The 18,613-nt window shown below is 65.8% G+C and carries 17 protein-coding genes and 1 tRNA gene; 2 read left to right on the forward strand and 16 right to left on the reverse strand.

Annotated features, from left to right (window positions below; all coding sequences use genetic code 11):
* Positions 1-34: 34 nt before the first annotated feature.
* Both ABWO17_RS16060 and ABWO17_RS16065 read left to right on the forward strand, forming a co-directional pair.
* A complete protein-coding gene (locus tag ABWO17_RS16060; RefSeq protein ID WP_353120310.1) occupies positions 35-637 on the forward strand; it encodes a hypothetical protein in 603 nt (200 codons plus the stop codon).
* Positions 638-701: 64 nt separating this feature from the next.
* Positions 702-1,895, forward strand: a complete 1,194-nt coding sequence (locus ABWO17_RS16065) for a mandelate racemase/muconate lactonizing enzyme family protein (protein WP_353120312.1) — start codon at positions 702-704, stop codon at positions 1,893-1,895.
* A 203-nt stretch (positions 1,896-2,098) separates the two neighbouring features.
* Here ABWO17_RS16065 and rho read toward each other — a convergent pair whose 3' ends face one another.
* The 16 genes from rho to ABWO17_RS16145 all read right to left on the reverse strand — a co-directional run bounded on the left by rho (position 2,099) and on the right by ABWO17_RS16145 (position 18,287).
* Entirely contained in the window at positions 2,099-3,349 is a 1,251-nt protein-coding gene (gene rho / locus ABWO17_RS16070; protein ID WP_353120314.1) for a transcription termination factor Rho, read from the reverse strand.
* Positions 3,350-3,697: 348 nt separating this feature from the next.
* The gene (locus tag ABWO17_RS16075; RefSeq protein WP_353120316.1) at positions 3,698-4,213 is read right to left on the reverse strand and encodes a CarD family transcriptional regulator; all 516 of its coding nucleotides are present in this window, start codon (positions 4,211-4,213) and stop codon (positions 3,698-3,700) included.
* A gap of 314 nt (positions 4,214-4,527) precedes the next feature.
* Complete coding sequence (pth, locus tag ABWO17_RS16080) at positions 4,528-5,136, reverse strand: aminoacyl-tRNA hydrolase (RefSeq protein ID WP_353120318.1); 609 nt, start codon at positions 5,134-5,136, stop codon at positions 4,528-4,530.
* Positions 5,137-5,447: 311 nt separating this feature from the next.
* Entirely contained in the window at positions 5,448-6,023 is a 576-nt protein-coding gene (locus ABWO17_RS16085; RefSeq protein ID WP_353120320.1) for a 50S ribosomal protein L25/general stress protein Ctc, read from the reverse strand.
* A 61-nt stretch (positions 6,024-6,084) separates the two neighbouring features.
* Positions 6,085-7,023: a ribose-phosphate diphosphokinase gene (locus ABWO17_RS16090; RefSeq protein ID WP_353120322.1), complete on the reverse strand. Its 939-nt coding sequence runs from the start codon at positions 7,021-7,023 to the stop codon at positions 6,085-6,087.
* Between the two features lie 50 nt (positions 7,024-7,073).
* Positions 7,074-7,149 (reverse strand) — tRNA-Gln (locus ABWO17_RS16095).
* A gap of 62 nt (positions 7,150-7,211) precedes the next feature.
* Complete coding sequence (gene ispE / locus ABWO17_RS16100; protein WP_502914926.1) at positions 7,212-8,201, reverse strand: 4-(cytidine 5'-diphospho)-2-C-methyl-D-erythritol kinase; 990 nt, start codon at positions 8,199-8,201, stop codon at positions 7,212-7,214.
* 44 nt (positions 8,202-8,245) lie between these two features.
* Positions 8,246-8,803, reverse strand: coding sequence for an ATP-dependent protease subunit HslV (hslV, locus tag ABWO17_RS16105; protein WP_353120324.1), 558 nt, complete (start codon positions 8,801-8,803; stop codon positions 8,246-8,248).
* A 66-nt stretch (positions 8,804-8,869) separates the two neighbouring features.
* Positions 8,870-9,547, reverse strand: coding sequence for a macro domain-containing protein (locus ABWO17_RS16110; RefSeq protein ID WP_502914924.1), 678 nt, complete (start codon positions 9,545-9,547; stop codon positions 8,870-8,872).
* Positions 9,548-9,690: 143 nt separating this feature from the next.
* Positions 9,691-11,148 (reverse strand): M48 family metalloprotease, encoded by a 1,458-nt coding sequence (locus tag ABWO17_RS16115; protein ID WP_353120328.1) that lies wholly within the window; start codon positions 11,146-11,148, stop codon positions 9,691-9,693.
* 20 nt (positions 11,149-11,168) lie between these two features.
* Positions 11,169-12,626 (reverse strand): cysteine--tRNA ligase, encoded by a 1,458-nt coding sequence (gene cysS / locus ABWO17_RS16120; protein ID WP_353120330.1) that lies wholly within the window; start codon positions 12,624-12,626, stop codon positions 11,169-11,171.
* A gap of 258 nt (positions 12,627-12,884) precedes the next feature.
* The gene (gene rpiB / locus ABWO17_RS16125) at positions 12,885-13,337 is read right to left on the reverse strand and encodes a ribose 5-phosphate isomerase B (RefSeq protein ID WP_353120386.1); all 453 of its coding nucleotides are present in this window, start codon (positions 13,335-13,337) and stop codon (positions 12,885-12,887) included.
* A 288-nt stretch (positions 13,338-13,625) separates the two neighbouring features.
* Complete coding sequence (locus tag ABWO17_RS16130) at positions 13,626-13,994, reverse strand: hypothetical protein (RefSeq protein WP_353120332.1); 369 nt, start codon at positions 13,992-13,994, stop codon at positions 13,626-13,628.
* Between the two features lie 112 nt (positions 13,995-14,106).
* Entirely contained in the window at positions 14,107-14,985 is an 879-nt protein-coding gene (locus tag ABWO17_RS16135; protein WP_353120334.1) for a hypothetical protein, read from the reverse strand.
* 98 nt (positions 14,986-15,083) lie between these two features.
* The gene (locus ABWO17_RS16140; protein ID WP_353120335.1) at positions 15,084-16,907 is read right to left on the reverse strand and encodes a tetratricopeptide repeat protein; all 1,824 of its coding nucleotides are present in this window, start codon (positions 16,905-16,907) and stop codon (positions 15,084-15,086) included.
* Between the two features lie 36 nt (positions 16,908-16,943).
* Positions 16,944-18,287, reverse strand: a complete 1,344-nt coding sequence (locus tag ABWO17_RS16145; RefSeq protein ID WP_502914925.1) for a sigma-70 family RNA polymerase sigma factor — start codon at positions 18,285-18,287, stop codon at positions 16,944-16,946.
* Positions 18,288-18,613: the final 326 nt, after the last annotated feature.

Raw genomic sequence — 18,613 nt, forward strand, 5'->3', positions numbered from 1 at the left:
GCGGGATCGGACACGCGACAACGGGGGAGATGCCGTGAACCGAAAAACGTTGCGCAAGATACTCGAACCCCGGCCGGACGAGGCGGACGCGCCGCGCTGGCAGGCAGCGGTCCCCTTGGTCACCAATCCGTTCCTGCTGATCGAAGTGGCGCAGTTCGCGCTGGTCGGAGGCTCGGTCGTCCTGATTTCCCTGTGCGTCGGCCTTTTCTGGACGGACGGGGGCCTGACGCTGCCCGACCTCGTCATTGCGGTGCAGGCCGCCCTTGCGACGGCGGTGGCGATTGTCATCGGGTTCGCCGCCATTGCCGTCCTGTTTTTCGACAATCGGTACTTCGCCCTGTACCAGATGGATTCTGGAGGTATCTACCATGAAGGAACCAGGGGGCACAGTGAAGGCGATACCGTCCTCTGCCGCAACGTGCTGCCGTACCCCGTGGCCGGGGCAGTGAGGGCACGGCGTACGCGCAGCCGGTACTTGCCGTGGGAAAAGGTGCGCTCGTTCCAGAGCGTTCCTTCGCTGCGGGTGATCATTCTGCGCCGGGGCTTCTGGCACATGCTCCACTTGTACATGCCAAGCGCCGAAACGCACGAAACCGTCGCGCGCTACCTTGCGACGCGGTTGAAGAACGCTGGATAGCCTTTTTCGCAGGTCCGCAAGGCGGCGTTTGTCCGTTCAACACTCAACGCAACAGGGGCCGGGTATGAAAATCACCGCAGTGGAAGTTTTTGACCTTGATGTCGAGGGAACCGCCATTCCCTGGCATCCCGTGGTCGTGCGCATCCATACGGATGAGGGCATCAGTGGGGTTGGCGAGGCGGGTCTGGCGTATGGCAGCGGGCACTCGGGCGCCGCCGGCATGCTGGTGAACCTGGCCGAGGAGTTTTTGCTCGGTAAGGACCCCACGGAAACGGAAAGCATCTGGAACACACTGCAAACGCATACGTTCTGGGGGTATAGCCCGGGTCCGGTCATCTACGGGGCGATCAGCGCCATCGACATCGCCTTGTGGGACATCAAGGGCAAGGCTCTGGGCCTGCCCGTGTACAAACTGCTGGGCGGCCCGTGCCGCGAAAGGATCAGGACCTACGCGAGCCAGGTGCAGTTCGGCTGGAGCCCCGACAAGGAGGTCTGGCTGCACAGGCCGGAAGATTACGCCCGCGTGACGCGTATCATGGTGGACGAAGGCTTCACCTGCGTGAAAGTCAACCCGCTGCGCTTCGGTCCCAACGGCGAATTTCTTCCCCAGATCGGCGGCAAGCTGCCAGCCAGTACCGTCAGCGCCATGGCCGACAGGGTGCGGGCGGTGCGCGAGGAAGGCGGCCCCGACCTCGACATCCTCATCGAGTTCAACTCCCGCTGCGCCACCGAGGCCGCCGTGCAACTCGGACAGCGTCTGGAGGAATTCGACATCATGTACCTTGAAGAGCCGGTACACTTCATGGACATGAGTCTCATGCGCGACATGAAGGCCCGCGTGAACATCCCGCTCGCAGGCGGCGAGCGTCTGTACACCCGCTGGCAGTTCCTGCCCTACCTGCAGGAACGCATCATCAGCCTTGCCCAGCCCGACATCGGCCTGGCCGGCGGCTTCACCGAGGTGAAGAAGATTTGCGATCTCGCCCACATCTTCGACGTGCAGACGCAGATGCACGTCTGCGGCGGTCCCGTGGGCGTGGCCGCAAGCCTGCACATGGCCGCGGCCGTGGTGAACTACACCCTGCACGAGCACCATGTGCGCCTGCGCCACCCCGGCACCCGGGCCATCGTGAAGGAGGACTACCAACCGCACAACGGCTGCTTCGAACTGCCCGAGGGGCCGGGGCTGGGGATCGAACTCAATGATGAGGTCGTGAACAGGTCGCCCAGGAAGTGCGTGAAGCTGAATAACGCCTGAGGGACCGGTGCGGCGTGGGCGAAGGGGAGGGCTGCCGGGCGGGGATGTTCCCCATGCCGGTGAGCCGCTTCCCTCATGACGGCACCCCCGAGGCCGCGTGCCCGGAAGGCTTGGCGCGCCCCGCGTGCATGAAGAAGCCCGCCGACCCCATGCAGGGGCGGCGGGCTTGGTGTTTCCGTGTCGGGAACCGTGGCGCTGGTGCGCTACTTGTTCATCACGTTCAGGAATTCGCGGTTGCTCTTGGTGGCGCGCATCTTGTCCAGCAGGAATTCCATGCTGTCGATGGGCGACATGGGCGCCAGGATCTTGCGCAGGATCCACACGCGGTTGAGCACTTCGTCCGACAGCAGCAGGTCTTCCTTGCGGGTGCCGGTGCGGTTGATGTCGATGGCCGGGAACACGCGCTTTTCGGCCAGGTGGCGTTCCAGGTAGATTTCCATGTTGCCGGTGCCCTTGAACTCTTCAAAGATCACTTCGTCCATGCGCGAGCCGGTGTCGATGAGGGCGGTGGCGATGATGGTCAGGCTGCCGCCTTCCTCGATATTGCGCGCCGCGCCAAAGAAGCGCTTGGGGCGTTGCAGGGCGTTGGCGTCCAGACCGCCGGACAGCACGCGACCGGAAGAGGGGGTGACGGCGTTGTATGCGCGGCCCAGACGGGTGATGGAGTCGAGCAGGATGACCACGTCGCGCTTGCGTTCCACCAGGCGCTTGGCCTTTTCCAGCACCATCTCGCAGACCTGCACGTGACGCTGCGGGGGTTCGTCGAAGGTGGAGCTGACCACTTCGGCGTTCTTCACCGTGCGTTCCATGTCGGTCACTTCCTCTGGCCGCTCGTCGATGAGCAGCACGATGAGGTACGCATCCGGATGGTTGGCGTTGATGGAGTTGGCGATGGTCTGGAGCAGGATGGTCTTGCCGGTGCGGGGGGGCGCCACGATCAGGCCGCGCTGGCCGCGGCCCACGGGGGCCATCATGTCGATGACGCGGCTGGAGTAGTTCTTGTCCCCGTTCTCCATGGTGAACTGGCGGTCGGGGTAGATGGGCGTAAGGTTGTCGAACAGAACGAGGTTCTTGGCGTTTTCCGGCGGCTCGAAGCCGATCTCGGTCACCTTCAGCAGGGCGAAGTAGCGTTCGCCTTCCTTGGGCGGGCGGATCTGGCCGGAAACCACGTCACCCTTGCGCAGGTTGAAGCGGCGAATCTGCGACGGCGAAACATAGATGTCGTCGGGGCCGGGCATGTAGCTGCACAGCGGTGAACGCAGAAAGCCGAAACCGTCGGGCAGTATTTCCAGCACGCCGTCGCCGTAGATGGCGCCGTTCTGCGAAGCGCAGGCCTGAAGCAGGGCAAAGATCAGCTCCTGCTTGCGCATGCCGCTGGCGCCTTCGACGTTGTATTGCTCGGCAAGCTCCATGAGCTCGCTCATGCTCTTGATCTTGAGTTCCGAAAGATTCATGGCCGTCTCGGAACCCTGGACGTTCTTCTTTTTCCTCATAGGCGTGGTGGGGGACTGCTTTTGGAAGGGTGTGGGGGTGTATGGAAGGGTGTCATTACAGCCTACCGCACGGCACGAAAGACCGCACAATGGCGATCCGTACGCAAGCGAAGACTGTTGTCGGAATGACGGTATGAAGGAAAATCGTTGTGGTGGACGGGCGGGAACACTGTGTCGGGTCCGAAGCCGGGTTTTCGTTGCCCGGTAAGGAGGGAAGGAGACCCATAAGAGAGGTGTTGCAATGTTCGGTTGCTTCCACCCGCCGTACAAGGGGCTACCTAGCCCATTCGACAGGGGATGGCAAGGGGTCTACTCGCTTTTTTCCCTGGCTTGCAGGACATCCTGGAACATCTCTTCGATTTCGGTGCGTACGTTGTCCTGGGTCCGGTCCAGTACGCAGGCCAGTTCCAGGGTGATCAGTCCCATGGCCTGTTCCAGCAGGCGGCGTTCGCCGAACGAGAGTTCCTTGTCCCGGCCGATGAGCAAGAGTTCGCGCAGCACGTAGGCAACGTCCGCAAGATCGCCGCTCTTCAGTTTTTCGGAGTATTCACGGTAGCGGCGGTTCCAGTTCTGGCCGGTGTAGCCGGTAAAGCCTGTGCGGTCGCGCAGTGATTCGAGGATGTCGGCCCCCATCTCCGGTGCACACAACGGGCGCAGCCCCACATTGGCGGCATTGCGCACGGGCACCATGAGGGTCACGTTGTTGCCTAGGATACGGACGATATAAAAGTCCGTGGCAACGCCGCCAACCACTTGCGACTCGACGCGTTCGACCTTGCCGACGCCTTGAGCCGGGTAGACGACGAGTTGATCCTGGGCAAACACTCGGAACTCCATGCGGGGAAAACAAGGTTGAATTCGGCAGGAAAAGACACTCTACTCCAATCCGCAGCAAGAGTCCATCCCGCTGGCGGTCAGCAGCAGTGCACAGGGCCGGGGCGCGCCACCGCAAGGCGGCTTGCAGTCGGCGCGCATGCGCATGGGACAAGGGGAAAAACGCGGAACAGCCCCGGTGATGCCCCAGGAGCCCATCCGCAATGGGGGGCACGCCAGGCACCGGCGTGGTGCGGACACGCATCGCCCGTCCGGCTTGCCGGTTGCCGCCAGTTCTGCTTCGGGCAGGCTGTGGCCCTGCCGCGTCACTCCGGCTTGTAGGCGTTGGCGAACTGGGTGGCGGCGGCAGCGCCCTGGCTGGCAAAGGTGGTCATGGCCTGCACGGCGGCGGGCAGCAGGGTGTCCAGCAGATCCTGTTCCGGACCGGAAAGCCTGCCCAGCACCCAGTTGGTGGTCTCGCCGCCGTGGGGCGAGCGGCCTATGCCCAGGCGCAGGCGGTGGAAGTCCGGCGTGCCGAGCAGTTGGGTAATGGACTTCAGCCCGTTGTGCCCGGCATTGCCGCCCCCGGTCTTGAACTTCATGCGACCGAGGGGGATGTCCAACTCGTCGTGCACCACCAGGATGGCACCCGGCTTGATCCGGTAGTACGAGGCAATGGCCAGCACTGCCTCTCCGCTCAGGTTCATGAACGTCTGCGGCTTGGCCACCAGCCACGGATCGCCCGTGGGCGTGATGCGGCATCGCCACAGGTCGTACTTCTTCTTGCCGCCGGAAAGCTGGTCGCACCCGCTGCCCGTCTCACGGGCAACAGTGTCCATCAGCGCATCCACGGCCATGAAGCCAAGGTTGTGGCGGGTGCGTTCGTATTCCTTGCCCGGATTACCCAGGCCGACGATGAGACCGGCGACGTTCATGCGCGGTAGGGGGGGTTGGGGTTCTGCGGGACGGTAAAGGCGGCGTGAGGTGGGCTGCCCTGCGTACGGGCACGAATGCGCATGCTGGCGCAAGGGGAGGGGGCTGGGCCCCGTCGGCATGTGCGGCGGGCTGCGACGGCGGGTTCCGGAAACGCGGAAACCGGCCCCGCGCGAGATGCGCGGGGCCGGAGGGAAACCGCGGTCCGAACCTTGGGAAGTCGCGCGTCAAGTCCACATTGGCAAGGCCGTCCACGTGGCGAGGACAGCCCGCATCAGAGTGCGGCGGACGGCGGCGTTCCCGGCCTCAGGCGCTATTCCTCGCCCTTGGGCGAGACAACGGCCACGACGGCGAAGTTGCGGTCGGTAACGGCGCTGACGCCTTCGCCCAAGGGCAGGTCGTTCACGCTGATGGTCTTGCCGATTTCGAGGTCGGTCAGATCAATGGTGATCTTGCTGGGCATCAGCAGGGGCTTGGCAGAAAGGTCCAGCGCTTCGCGGTACACTTCCAGCTTGCCGCCGGCCTTCACGCCCTTGGAGGTGCCGGTGAATTCGAGGGGCACGCGGATCTTGACGGGCTTGTCCAGGTCCACGCCGCGAAAATCGATGTGCGAGAAGCGATTCTTCACCGGGTGGTACTGGATCTGCCAGAACAGCACCGGGTGGGTGGACGTGGTGCCGTTGTCGTCCAGTTCAATGTTGAAGACGGTGGTGCGGCCCACGGCTTCGAACATCTTCACGACGGGAAGCATGTCCATCACGATCGGCACGTTCAGGCCTTCGGCGTTGTAGAGCACGCCGGGAACCAGGGTTTCGGCCCGCAGCTTGCGGTTGGCGCCCTTGCCAAGGCCGTCGCGCTTGCGCACGCTCAGAGTCTTCAGTTCGGACATTGCAGTTCTCCTTAAATTCATTCCCGCGTAGGCATCCCGCCCCGCGTCGGAATGTGAATTGCTATACGAAAAGTACGCTCACCGAGGATTCGGTGTGGATGTTATGAATGGCCTTGGCCAGAAGGCCCGCCACGGAAAGTACCTTCAGCTTGCTGCACGCGGCCAGCTTGTCGCCCAGCGGCACCGTGTCGGTGACGATGACCTGCGAGAAGGTGGAATTGCACAGCCGCTCGATGGCCGGGCCGGACAGCACGGCGTGGGTGGCGCAGGCCATCACTTCCTTGGCGCCGTTCTTCAGCAGCACCTCGCCCGCCGCGCACATGGTGCCTGCGGTGTCGATCATGTCGTCCACAACGATGGCGATCTTGTCCTTGACGTCGCCGATGACGTGCATGGCCGAGGCCTGGTTGGGACGGTCGCGGCGCTTGTCGATGATGGCCAGGCCCGCGTTCAGCTTCTTGGCGAACGAGCGGGCGCGCTCCACGCCGCCCGCGTCGGGCGAGACGATGACGATGTCGCCCGCGTACGGACGCAGGTATTCGAGAATGACCGGCTGTGCGTACAGGTTGTCCACCGGCACGTTGAAAAATCCCTGAATCTGGCCCGCGTGCAGGTCCACCGTGACCAGGCGGTCGGTGCCGGCGGTGGTCAGGAAGTCGGCCACCAGCTTGGCGCTGATGGGCGCGCGGGGGCTGACCTTGCGGTCCTGGCGGGCGTAGCCGTAGTAGGGCACCACGGCGGTAACGCGACCGGCGCTGGCGCGCTTCAGCGCATCCAGCATCAGGCACAGCTGCATCAGGTTGTAGTTGACGGGCGAACAGGTGGCCTGCACGACGAATACGTCGTCGCCGCGCACGTTGTCGCCGATCTCGATGCGAATCTCGCCGTCGCTGAACGTCTCGCACAGGGCCGGGGTGAGCTGGCAACCCAGGTGGTCGCAGATGGCCTTGGCAAGGGCGGGGTTCGACGTGCCGGTAAGAATCTTCAGATCACCGTGCATGTTTCGACTTCCGGCTTGTGGTTGCGATGGCAAGCGTCATCGGAAAAAAGTGGCTGGGGCGGAAGGACTCGAACCCTCGGATGACGGGACCAAAACCCGTTGCCTTACCAGCTTGGCGACACCCCAGCATGAGGAAAATTTCGTACGTGACGCAGGGGCTGGCCTGCGTGCGCCTTGCGGCGCGCATCTCACAGCGCGTGCAAAAAGGCCGCGATGTTGTCGTTGCGAAGTGCTTCGGCCACATCGCGCGCCGTGCCGTGTTGTCTGAACAGGGCGAACAGGCTGGCGCCGCTCCCGCTCATCAGCGCGGCACAGGCCCCGCGTCGAAGAAGAAATTCCTTGGTTCGGCGCAGGGTTGCATGTGCCTGAAAAACAACCGGTTCAAAGCTGTTGGTCAGCCACGGTCCGCGAGAGAGAGGATTTCTATCTTCTAGACTTTCCGATGTCAAGCAAGGGCGCAATGATTTCGCACTCTGTCCAATGCCGGAGTGGCAGCCGGGCGCGGAGGGTTTGCCGGAAGCGGCGATATTGCCCGGTGCGGGGATATTGGCGGCATCCCAGGCCCGGTAGGCCCAGGGGGTGGAGACGCGTATCGGCGGGCAGGCCAGTACCAGATGCATGCCAGCCAACCCCAGCGCGGCAAGTTCGCCGGGCGCGAGCGGGGTGAGCACCTCGCCGATGCCGGTTGCCCGCGCCGGGCCATCCATCAGGAAGAAGGGCACGTCGGCGCCAACACCGGCGGCCATGTCCCGCAGGGCTTCCGGCGTGGGGGCCGCGTTGGGGGCCTGCTGCGCGCACAGCGCCGCAAGGTGGCGCAGCAGCATGGCGGCATCGGCACTGCCGCCGCCCAGCCCCGCCCCGTGCGGGATGTGCTTTTCCAGGTGCACCGCAAGGCGGGGCCGAAACCCGGTGGCCTCCGCGAACCGTTCGTACGCGGTCACCACGGTGTTGCGGGCGGGGTCCACGTCAGGCTCGGTGCAGGTGAAGGCGATGCCCGCATCCGCGCGGGGCGCCACGTGCAGCAGGTCGCATGGTTCCGGCAGGGGCAGGAACAGGGTGTCCAGTTCGTGGTATCCGTCGGGCCGTACGTCGGTGATGCGCAGGTACAGGTTGACCTTGCACCCGGCGCGCAGGGTGACGGCGCGGGGCGCGGCAACCTGACCGCTGTCCGGCGTCACGGGCCGGGCGGGGCCGCTGTCCGGCGCGGAAGTGCCGTGGTGGCTCACGCTTCGGCCCCTGCATCGCGGCGCAGTGTTTCCACGGTCAGGTGGTCGTTGGTGAACACGCACAGTTCCCCGGCAATGGCCATGGCCTCGCGGACCACGGTTTCCGCGTCCAGCGTGGTGTGCCGGGCCAGGGCGCGGGCTGCGGACAGAGCATAGGGGCCGCCGCTGCCGATGGCGGCAATGCCGTCGTCCGGTTCGATGACGTCGCCCGTGCCGGTCAGGATGAGAATGGTTTCCGCGTCGGCCACCAGCAGCATGGCCTCCAGCCTGCGCAGGTACTTGTCCTTGCGCCAGTCCTTGGCCAGTTCCACGGCGGCGCGGGTGAGGTTGCCGCCGAATTCCTCCAGCTTGGCCTCGAAGCGTTCGAACAGGGTGAACGCGTCGGCGGTGGCCCCGGCAAACCCGGCCAGCACCCGGTCGCGGTACAGGCGGCGTACCTTGCGGGCGGTGTGCTTCATGACCACGCTCTGGCCCATGGTCACCTGCCCGTCACCGGCCATGGCCACGCCTGCCGCGCCGCGCACGGCAAGGATGGTGGTACCCTTCAATTCCATATGGTTGTCCCTTCGGCGTCGTCGCGCCGGTTTCGCAAAGGTTGGGGGGCGCGATGTCAGGCGATGTCAGGCGATGTCAGGCGGTGGCAGGGCGCCGGTCTGGCCTGGTCTGGACTGGTCGGGCCTGGTTTGGGCGTCGCCCGCATCACGGGCACTCTGCCCGGCAAGCGCCTGGAGCGCCGTGTGCCACACCGCCAGCATGGCCTGTCCGTGCAGGACAAAGCGTACCTCGCGCACCAGTCCGGCGCGCAGGCCGCGTATGGCCTCGGCCAGGGCGATGGGCGCTGCCTGCTCCGGTGGATAGCCGTAGCTGCCGCAACTGATGGCCGGAAAGGCCACCCGGGCCAGTCCGTGCTCCGCCGCCAGCCGCAGGCTGTTGGCGTGGGCGGCGGCAAGCGCCTGCGCCTCGCCGTGCCTTCCGCCGTGCCAGATGGGACCCACGGCGTGGATCACGTGGCGGGCAGGCAGGTTGAACCCCGGGGTGATGACGGCCTCTCCGGCGGCCAGCGGGCCGCGCCGGGCCACGATGGTCCGCCCGGCGGGCAGCAGCTCCGGCCCGGCGGCGCGGTGCAGTGCGCCATCCACGCCGCCGCCCCCGCGCAGTGCGGCGTTGGCGGCGTTGACCACCGCGTCGGTTGCCGTGGCGGCAAGGTCGCCGGTGGACACAACCAGCAGGCCGTGACCAGCGGGGGCGGGGATGGTCAGGGACAGTTCGTCCAAAGGGGGCCGTCCTGGAAAAGTCATGTGGATACTGCCGTGCGCGTTGCGTGAACCATGCCGGGATGCGGCCGGGGCGCCGTTGCCATGGGCCGGTGCCGGTCGCTGGCGCGCTGCGCCACGAAATTTCTCCGGCACGGCGCACGCGATGCCGCCGCAGCCGGACAGCGCTACCAGACCGCCTTGCGCTCCTGATACCGGGTGTCGAAGCGCTCCAGTTCCGTCTGGTCCTCCGGCGTGCGGATGACCGCCCGCGCCTTGTCGCGCAACTGCTCGACCTTTTCCTTCTCGTTGGCGTACAGCGCGCTGTAGGCAAGGTGCAGGTAGCCCTTGAATATCTGCCCGTCCATGCCAAGGGCGCGACCGTAATAGTCGTGTACCTCGGAATCCTCGGGCAGGTGGCGCAACACTTCCTTGTAGTAGGTGTAGGCCTCATTGCGCTGCCCGGCATCGAACAGCAGCCGGGCGTAGAAGAACAGGGCCATGTAGTCGCGCGAATTCATCAGCACGGCGCGTTGCAGCATCTGCGCCGCGCGGTTGCGGTCGCCCTTGGTGTAGTGGAACCGCCCGGCCTCGCGCCAGACAAGCTGGTCCTTGGGGTTGCAGGCCAACGCCCTGTCGAAGGCCGCCGTGGCCTCGCCCACCCGGTTCAGGCGCGAATACAGGATGGCCAGCCCCAGTTGCGACATGCAGTCGGTGGGCTTGGCCTGCTCGAAGGTGCGCAGGGCGATGGTGGCGTCCGCGTAGCGGGCGCGCACCAGCAGTTGCACCCGGTGGAAGCGCTCGTCGTCGTCCTGCCGGTTGCGCACGCTGGCGGGCTGCTGCTCCACGCGCAGGCGCACTTCGCTGATGCGTTCGGTAAGGTTGGGGTGGGTACTGAGATAGGTGGGCACGTCGGTGCCGGTCATCCAGCTCTGCCTGCGCAGCTTTTCGAAGGCCCCGGCCATGCCGTCGGGCCGGAACCCGGCGGCCACCAGGTACTGCATGCCCACCTGGTCGGCATCCGCTTCGTCGATGCGGCTGTAATTGAGCATGGCCGTCTGCCCGGCCGCCAGCGACCCGGCCATGGCCGCGCCCTTGCTGCTGCCGCCACCCATGAAGGCCCCGGCCAGCGCGCCAGCCAGGCTGAGCAGGGTGATGCGCTGCGACTTTTCGATGCGGCTGGCGATGTGGCGCTGGGTGACGTGGCCCATTTCGTGTGCCAGCACGCCCGCCACCTCGCTTTCGTGCTCCATGGCCATCAGCAGTCCGGTGTGCACGAAGATGTACCCGCCGGGGCTGGCGAAGGCGTTGACGGCGTTGTGCAGCAGCACGTTGGTCTCGAAGTCGAAGGGCTGCGGCGGCACCACCGCCTTCAGCCGTTCGACGATGGACCGCACGTACTCCTTGACCTCCGGGTCTTCCACCAGCGGCAGGCGCGCCTTGATGAGCACGTTGAACTTCTTGCCCAGTTCCACCTCGTCCTTGACGGTGAAGTCGCCCAGAAAGGCCCCGGCTGTCGGGGCGAAGGCGGGCAGGGCCTGGCCCAGCAGCATGAGCGCGCACAGGCACAGGGCAAGCGCGCCCCGCAGGCGGGCGCGAAGCCAGCCGGTACGGGGCGCGGAAGAAGCGCGAAGGCGAATGGGCATGCGGGAAGCCATGACGCGGCTTATAGCACGTCCCACACCGCGCCGGAAGGCGTATCGCGCACCTCTATGCCGAGGGCGGCGATCTCGTCACGGATGGCGTCGGCACGGGCAAAGTCCTTGTCGGCGCGGGCGTTGATGCGGGCCTGCAACAGTTCCTCGACCCGTGTCGGGTCGATACCCTTGCGGGCCACGCGGCAGGCGCGCAGTTCCGCCAGAAACCCGGCGGGTTCGCGGCCAAACACGCCCAGCACGGCAAACCACGTGGCGGCCTGGTTCAGCACGGCCCGGAAGAAGGCGCGGGCCCCCTCGGTCTTGCGCTGGCCCTTGTTGTCCAGGATGCGGTTGGCCAGGCGGACCATGGTGAACACGTGGCCCAGGGCGGCCGCAGTGTTCATGTCGTCTTCCATGGCGTCGGTGAAGGCCTGGCGCAGCCCTTCGAATTCCTCGGTCACGTCCTTGGGCAGGGGGCCGGAGGTCCACTTTTCGCGCGTGAGTTCGGCGTGCAGCAGCCCCAGCGCCTCGTAGATGCGCTTGAGGTTCTTTTCCGCCTCGTCCATGGACTCGAAGGTGAAGTCGATGGGGCTGCGGTAGTGCTTGGTCAGCAGGAAGTAGCGCAGCGTTTCCGGCAGGTAGTTTTCAAGAATGTCGCGGATGGTGCGGAAGTTGCCGAGCGACTTGGACATCTTTTCGGCGTTCACCTGCACGAAGCCGTTGTGCACCCAGTAGCGCACGAAGTCCTTGCCAAGGGCCGCTTCCGTCTGGGCGATTTCGTTCTCGTGGTGCGGAAAGACCAGGTCCTGCCCGCCGCCGTGAATGTCCAGGGGCAGGGGCAGGTGCTTTTCGCTCATGGCCGAGCACTCGATGTGCCAGCCGGGGCGCCCCTGGCCCCACGGGCTTTCCCAGAAGGGTTCGCCGGGCTTGGCCGCCTTCCACAGGGCGAAATCGAGCGGGTCTTCCTTTTCCTCGCCGGGGGCCACGCGGGCACCGGAGCGCAGGTCGTCCACATCGCGGCCGGAAAGCTTGCCGTAGCCGGGAAAGGCGCGCACGCGAAAGTACACGTCGCCCGAAGGGGTGGCGTAGGCCTTGTCCTGTTCGATGAGCCGCTCGCACAGCGAGATCATTTCCGCGATATGGGTGGTGGCCCGGGGTTCCAGGTCCGCCCGCAGCACGTTCAGGCGGTCCATGTCCTCGTAGAAGGTGGCGATGTACTTTTCCGCGACCTCCTGACTGGAAAGACCTTCCTGGTTGGCGCGGGTGATGATCTTGTCATCCACGTCGGTGAAGTTGCGCGCGAAGGTGACGCCGAGCCCGGTGTGGCGCAGATAGCGCACCAGCACGTCGAACACCACGGCAGAGCGGGCGTGCCCGATGTGGCACAGGTCGTACGCGGTGATGCCGCAGACGTACATGTTGACCTTGCCGGGCACGGCAGGCTCGAAATGCTCTTTCTTGCGGGTCAGGGTATTGTACAGTTGCATTGATGCTCCCGTGGAAGTGCGGTGTGGTGCGTCAGCATGGCATCGTGTGTGCGCCCAGCAGGTGGGCCGGGTACGGAGAGAGGAACGTGCCACTGCAAGGTTGATGTTCCCTCAGGGGGTGTTTCTAAATCAGGAATTTTGTTCGTTGGCGAGGAAAACGAGCCTGCCATGAGGGAGTATACTCTTGTTGTATTCGGCCGATATGGCAGATGAAGTTTGACGAAGCCAACGGGCGAAAGGACGATTTAGAAACACCCCCTAGCAGCCACCGGTACAGGCCGGCCCATAGAACTGGTCGATGCGGCGCTGGTGGCGGCCACCCTCGAAGGGGGTGTCCAGAAACACGTCCACAAGGCCCATGGCCACGCCGGGGCCGGTCACCCGTTCCCCAAGGCACAGCACGTTGGCGTCGTTGTGCTGGCGGGTGGCGCGGGCGTGGAATTCGCAGGTGCACAGCGCGGCGCGGATGCCCGGAAAACGGTTGGCGGCCATGGACATGCCGATGCCCGTGCCGCAGACCAGGATGCCGAAGCCGCCGGTGGCCAGCACCCGTTCGGTCACCTTGGCGGCGTAGAGCGGGTAGTCGCAGCTTTCGGCGGTCTGGGGGCCAAGGTCTTCCACCTGGCGGCCCGTGGCCTTGAGGTGGGCCACGATGACCTGCTTCAGGGCGAGACCGGCGTGGTCGGAGCCGATGATGACGGATGCGGGCATGACGGATGCGGGCATGGGGGTTCCCTCGCTGGGTGCTGACGGAAATATGGGGTGTTGGCCCGTGGCGGGGCGCGGTGCGTGCCGGAAAGCCGAGGTGTCCTCAGTGTGCCGGGCCGTGGCCGTGCGGAGGGCTGTGGGGCGGCCTAGGCACGGCAAGCCCGGAGGGCGACAGCCTGAAACCCCGAGGATTGGCGGCGCAGGGAATGTGCTGTTCCGGGGGCCGCTTGTCAAGATGGCGCCGCGCGCCAACCCGGAAAGAGGGCGCCTGCCGCATCCGTGCCTGTCAGGTCAGTTCCTGCCGTCCGTGCAATTCGGGCCGCAACAGCGGGCCATGCGTGCCAGATGGCGTTCGCGGTCCGCATCGGCACCGGCGGCGTGGCGGGCCAGTTCGTCGCGCAGGAAGGCGGCGCGCCCGGCCAGTTCGAGGACGCGGGCGTCGTCCGTCGTCAGGTTGCCCGCCTCCAGCAGTTCCGCCACGCGGCGGCCAAGGGCGGCGTGCTCCTCGTCCATGCGGCGGCGCAACTGGCGCGCCTCGGTACTGCGCAGCACGCCCGAGGCCACGCGGCACAGTTCGCCACGCAGCACGCACAGCCCCACCTTGAGGTTGGACAGCACGGCCGAAAGAGAAAAGGTGGTCTGGGTATCGGGCGCGGTCATGAGCGTCTCCGTCGCGTTATGGTGCCTGCGTGACGTGAATGGGTGGATACGTTGCGTGCGTCGACGATGCTGGCGGCTGGCCGTGACGCGGGCTGGCGCGGAATGGGCAGGATCAGCGCCGCGCGCCTTCGCGCAACGGCAGAACCTCTGTGCCTTCGGGCAGTTCAAGCCCCAGTTGCTCGCCGGTGAAGGCCTGTGGCCGTTCCCGTTCCTTCACCAGCAGAATGGCCGAATATCCCTTGGCGTGGGTGATGGTGATCTTGCGGGGCAGGGGGGGCACGGCCTCGTCATAGTCGATGCGCATGTCCCACCCGGCCTGCTTCGCGCCGGGGGCGGTATCGGTCCAGTGGCGGGGCAGTCCTTCGGGGGAAAGTTCAAGCATTCCGCCAACCCTGCCGCGCGTCAGAGTGTAGGCGATTCCCCCGTCGGCCACAAGCCGTGCGTCCGTGCGGGCATCGTCGAAGACCCTGGCGAACCGGCCGTTCAGCAGGTTGGCCAGATCCGGCACGGAAAAGGGCACCGGCACGCCGAACGAAAGCAGGGCGCGCCCGCCCTGGTTCAGCCCGCCGCTATGGTAGTAGGCGCGGTTTTCGTTGGGGGCATAGGCGAGAAAGGTGGTGTCGTCCTCGCGGATGCGGGCCACGGTGGCCCCGATGCCGGCCATGATGTCCAGGCGCAGCGGCACGTCGCCGTTGGACCACAGCAGGGCCACCACGCGGTTGCCGTCGTGTTCGCCGGTCTTGTAGCGCAGGCTGGCGTTGACCCGGAAGGGACCGGCATCCGCATCGTTGGTCTGCGCCCAACTGCGGTAGGCATGCCAGGCGGCGTCCGCCTGGTCGGCGGGGGCGGGCACGCCGGGGGCCACGCGAGGGGCACAGCCCGGAAGCAGTGCGGCCATGGCAAGCAGGATGAAGACAGGCAGGGTCACGGCCAGTTGGGACCACACGCAACGACGCACGGCAGTGCCGTGCGCCCCGATTGCGTTGGTCACCCCGGTCACCCCGGTCACACCGGTTGTCCCGGCTGCCCCGGACGCCGAAGTCGCCCCATATCCCATGGACGCGATGAAAAGCCGGAAGGATGGATGCATCACAGATTCTTGAGCTTGGCGGTAACGTCCGCCGCGTTGGCGGGCGACATTTCCAGGGCCTTGCGATAGCCCTTGCGCGCCTCTGCCTTCTTGCCGAGGGCGGCGGCGATGTCGCCGTAATGTTCCCATATGGTGGGGTCGCTGGCGCCCAGTTCCACGGCGCGGCCAATGGCCTGCCATGCCTCGTTCAGTTCGCCCCGGCGATAGTGTGTCCAGGCCAGCGAATCGAGGATGTAGGTACTGTCGGGCGCTTCTTCAAGGGCACGGGTGATCAGTTCCAGCGCCCGGTCCAGGTCGCGGCCCTGCTCCGCCAGGGTGTAGCCCACGTAGTTCAGGGCCTGGGCATGGCGCGGGTGGTCGGCGATGACCTGCTCCATCATGGTGAACGCCTCGGCCTTCTGGCCGCGCTCGTCCAGGATGATGCCGCGCATGAAGGCGATTTCCGCGTCCTCTGGCCAGAACCTGCGCGCCTCTTCCATGACGGCCAGGGCTGCTTCCGGCTTGTCGCTGTTCAGGTACAGCTGGGCTTCCATCTGCCAGAATTCCTTCTGGCCGGGGTAGAGCTTCTGCCCTTCCTTCAGCGTGGCCAGCGCCCCCGTGAGGTCGCCGGATTCATACAGCAGCTGGCTTTTAAGGCGCAGTGCCCGGTCGTGGTACTTGTTGGACGGGGTGATCTCCGCCAGCCAGTGGATGGCCCCGGCCGGGTCGCGCTTGCCCTCGAAGGACAGTACGGCCAAGTAGAAATACACTTCTTCCGGCGCGCCGGGGGTATCCTTGACCACGGTAAGCAGGGCGTCGGCCTGTTCGTAGAACTTTTCTTCCAGAAACAGGGTGGCCGCCGTGAGCAGAAACCCGAAGGTTTCCGGCCCCTGGCGGGCCATTTCGTAGGCCTTGGCCGGGTTGTTCAGCTTCAGGCTGATGGCGATGAGCCGCAGCCACACGTCCTGGTTGCTTTCGTCCAGGGTGATGATCTGCTCGTAGGTGCGCTCGGCTTCTACGTAGTCCTTGCGCAGTTCGTAGATGAAGGCCAGTTCCGCCCAGGCTTCCAGGAAGTCGGGCGCGGCCTTCACCGCCTTGCGCAACTGGCCCAGCGCCTCGGAATGGCGGTTCAGCCCCACCAGGGCGCGGGCGTGGTAGTAGCGCAGCACCGGGGTGCGGTTGCGCTCTGCAATGCCGGACAGCAGCTTGTCCGCCTCGGCGAAATTGCGGGTTTTCACCAGCAGCAGGGCCAGTTCCTGGCGGGCCTGTTCGTCCTCGCCATGGACGTTGACGAAGCTGCGCAGGGTGTACAGCGCATCGCTGGTGCGGTTTTCCTCCAGGTAGGTTTCCACCAGCAGCAGGGTGATGTCCAGGTCGTCGGGGTAGCGCGTCACGCCTTCCTGCAATACCTGGCGGGCCAGGGTTGCTTCCTTGCGCGAAAGCAGGAACGAGCCGCCGTCGATGAACACCCTGGGCGACGGGTCGAGGGCCACCAACTGCTCGATGGCGGTCAGCGCGTCGCGCATGTTGCCGCTGCGCCCCGCCTGCTCCAGCAGCAGGTAATAGTAGGTGGTGGCCGCATCCGGCGACAGCCGCCATTCAACGGGCGCGGCGGGCTGCTCCGGGGCGGCCTGGCGGGTTGCGCAGCCGGAAACGACGGATGCCAGACAGACCACCGCCAACAGCGTGGCGGCGCGGGAAAGCGACCCGATGCGTGACCGCCCACGCGTCGTGGCGGACGTCTGGGCGGCCACCTGGAAAAATGCCGGGCGGCGCGGTGCCCGGATGGCCGCCAGCGTGCCTGCGGCGTTGCGGACGGGGGCGATGCGATGAATGGATGGCATGGAGGGCTCGTGCAACGGCCTGACCGGGCCGGGCGGCTACTGTGATATCCAGTCCGAGGAGAAGTCGCGTATTTCCTTGAACAGATGGTCGCGCAGCTTTTGCAGCAGGCGTGCCTCTATCTGCCGGACGCGTTCCCGGGTGATGTCGTACTTCTCGCCGATCTCGCGCAGGGTGACGGGCTGTTCCGTAAGCAGGCGGTGCTGGAGGATGTACGCCTCCTTGTCCGACAGCTTCGGCAGGATGGTCTGCACCCTGTCCTGCACCATGCGCGCGATTTGGCTGTTGGCCAGCGTTTCTTCGATACCGGGGCCAAGGGCAGGCAGGAAGTCCATGCGGGTGGCCCCGCCGGAATCCTCGCCCACGGTGATGTCCAGGGACATGTCCGACGAATCGAGCCGCTGCTCCATCTCTATGACCTGTTCCACGGTCACGTTGAGCTTTTCCGAGAGGGTGGCGGCGTCGGGGTCGTACCCCTGGGCGATCAGGCGCTGGCGTTCCTTGTTGAGGTTGTAGAACAGCTTGCGCTGGGCCTGCGTGGTGCCGATCTTGACCATCCTCCAGTTGTCCATGATGAACTTGAGGATATAGGCCTTGATCCAGAACGCGGCGTAATACGAGAACTTGATGCCCTTTTCAGGGTCGAACTTGTTGACCGCGCGCATCAGGCCCACATTGCCTTCCTGAATCAGATCCAGCACATTCTGCATCCAGCGCCGCTGGAAGTCCATGGCGATCTTGACCACCAGGCGCAGGTGCGAAGTGACCAGCCGGAAGGCGGCGTCGCTGTCGCCCTGTTCCTGCACGCGGCGGGCAAGGTCGAATTCCTCGTCCGGCTTCAGCAGCGGAAAGCGGCTGATTTCGCGCAGGTACAGGTGCAGGGAGTCGCGCGTGGAGGCGCCGGGCATGGCCGGACGCAGTACAGGCAGGGAGCGGTTGCGGCCTTCGCCGTCATCGTGCGCCCCCGCTGCGTCATGGGCTCCTTGGCGGGCGCGGGGCGACTCGTCGTCGCCGTGCAGCATATCCACGTCGATGGCGTCGTCGACGGGGCCGTCGAAGTCGATGTCCAGTTCGTCGTCGGCGCTATCGTCGGCGTCATCCGCTTCGTCCGGGTCTTCTCCGACCACGGTGGCGGAGGCCGGGGCGTCAGCGTCACCAGTGGGGGAGGGGGCGGCACGACGGCTGCGCGCGGGGGTGCCTGCAGCCGAGCTGTCCTTGGCGGATTTGCCGGGGCGGGCAGGTGCGGATTTGCCGGACGCCGCCCTTGCGCGGGGCTTGGAGGCAACTTCCGGCTGTGGGTCGAGAAGCACCTCGGCGTCCAGCACCACTTCAGGCGTTACGGGCGCTTCGGGTGCCCCAGACGTTTCAGGGGCATGAGGCATGGCACCGGATGCCCCTGCGGGCCCGGCTGCCTTGGCGCCGCGCGTGCGCGCGGCGCGGCGCGGCGTTTTCACGATATCGGTCATGGTATCCGGTCAAGGCGCGGCGCGGGCCGCGCTGGTTCGTGCGTCGTGTAGCGGGATCCCAATGCGCGTGACGGGGCCGTACGGGCATGGATGGTATGATTTTTGTTTGTCCTTTACAAGGCTTTCCGGTACACAGGCCTTCCCGTGCGGCGGTACGCGCCGGTCGGACACGTTTTCGGAACACTCGCGGTTCACGGTTGCCCGATCACCTGATCGCCCGTCCGGACGCCTGCGAGCCAAGT

The sequence above is a fragment of the Nitratidesulfovibrio sp. genome, from assembly GCF_040373385.1.
Taxonomy (GTDB): Bacteria; Desulfobacterota; Desulfovibrionia; order Desulfovibrionales; family Desulfovibrionaceae; genus Cupidesulfovibrio.

Excerpts from the sequence above, each read along its gene's own strand:
- rho (WP_353120314.1), bottom strand. The coding sequence starts at position 3,349 with ATGAATCTTTCGGAACTCAAGATCAAGAGCATGAGCGAGCTCATGGAG.
- ABWO17_RS16115 (WP_353120328.1), bottom strand. The coding sequence starts at position 11,148 with ATGCCCATTCGCCTTCGCGCTTCTTCCGCGCCCCGTACCGGCTGGCTT.
- ABWO17_RS16065 (WP_353120312.1), top strand. The coding sequence starts at position 702 with ATGAAAATCACCGCAGTGGAAGTTTTTGACCTTGATGTCGAGGGAACC.
- ABWO17_RS16110 (WP_502914924.1), bottom strand. The coding sequence starts at position 9,547 with ATGACTTTTCCAGGACGGCCCCCTTTGGACGAACTGTCCCTGACCATC.
- rpiB (WP_353120386.1), bottom strand. The coding sequence starts at position 13,337 with ATGCCCGCATCCGTCATCATCGGCTCCGACCACGCCGGTCTCGCCCTG.
- cysS (WP_353120330.1), bottom strand. The coding sequence starts at position 12,626 with ATGCAACTGTACAATACCCTGACCCGCAAGAAAGAGCATTTCGAGCCT.
- ABWO17_RS16145 (WP_502914925.1), bottom strand. The coding sequence starts at position 18,287 with ATGCCTCATGCCCCTGAAACGTCTGGGGCACCCGAAGCGCCCGTAACG.
- pth (WP_353120318.1), bottom strand. The coding sequence starts at position 5,136 with ATGAACGTCGCCGGTCTCATCGTCGGCCTGGGTAATCCGGGCAAGGAA.
- ABWO17_RS16090 (WP_353120322.1), bottom strand. The coding sequence starts at position 7,023 with ATGCACGGTGATCTGAAGATTCTTACCGGCACGTCGAACCCCGCCCTT.
- hslV (WP_353120324.1), bottom strand. The coding sequence starts at position 8,803 with ATGGAATTGAAGGGTACCACCATCCTTGCCGTGCGCGGCGCGGCAGGC.
- ABWO17_RS16085 (WP_353120320.1), bottom strand. The coding sequence starts at position 6,023 with ATGTCCGAACTGAAGACTCTGAGCGTGCGCAAGCGCGACGGCCTTGGC.
- ABWO17_RS16130 (WP_353120332.1), bottom strand. The coding sequence starts at position 13,994 with ATGACCGCGCCCGATACCCAGACCACCTTTTCTCTTTCGGCCGTGCTG.
- ABWO17_RS16140 (WP_353120335.1), bottom strand. The coding sequence starts at position 16,907 with ATGCCATCCATTCATCGCATCGCCCCCGTCCGCAACGCCGCAGGCACG.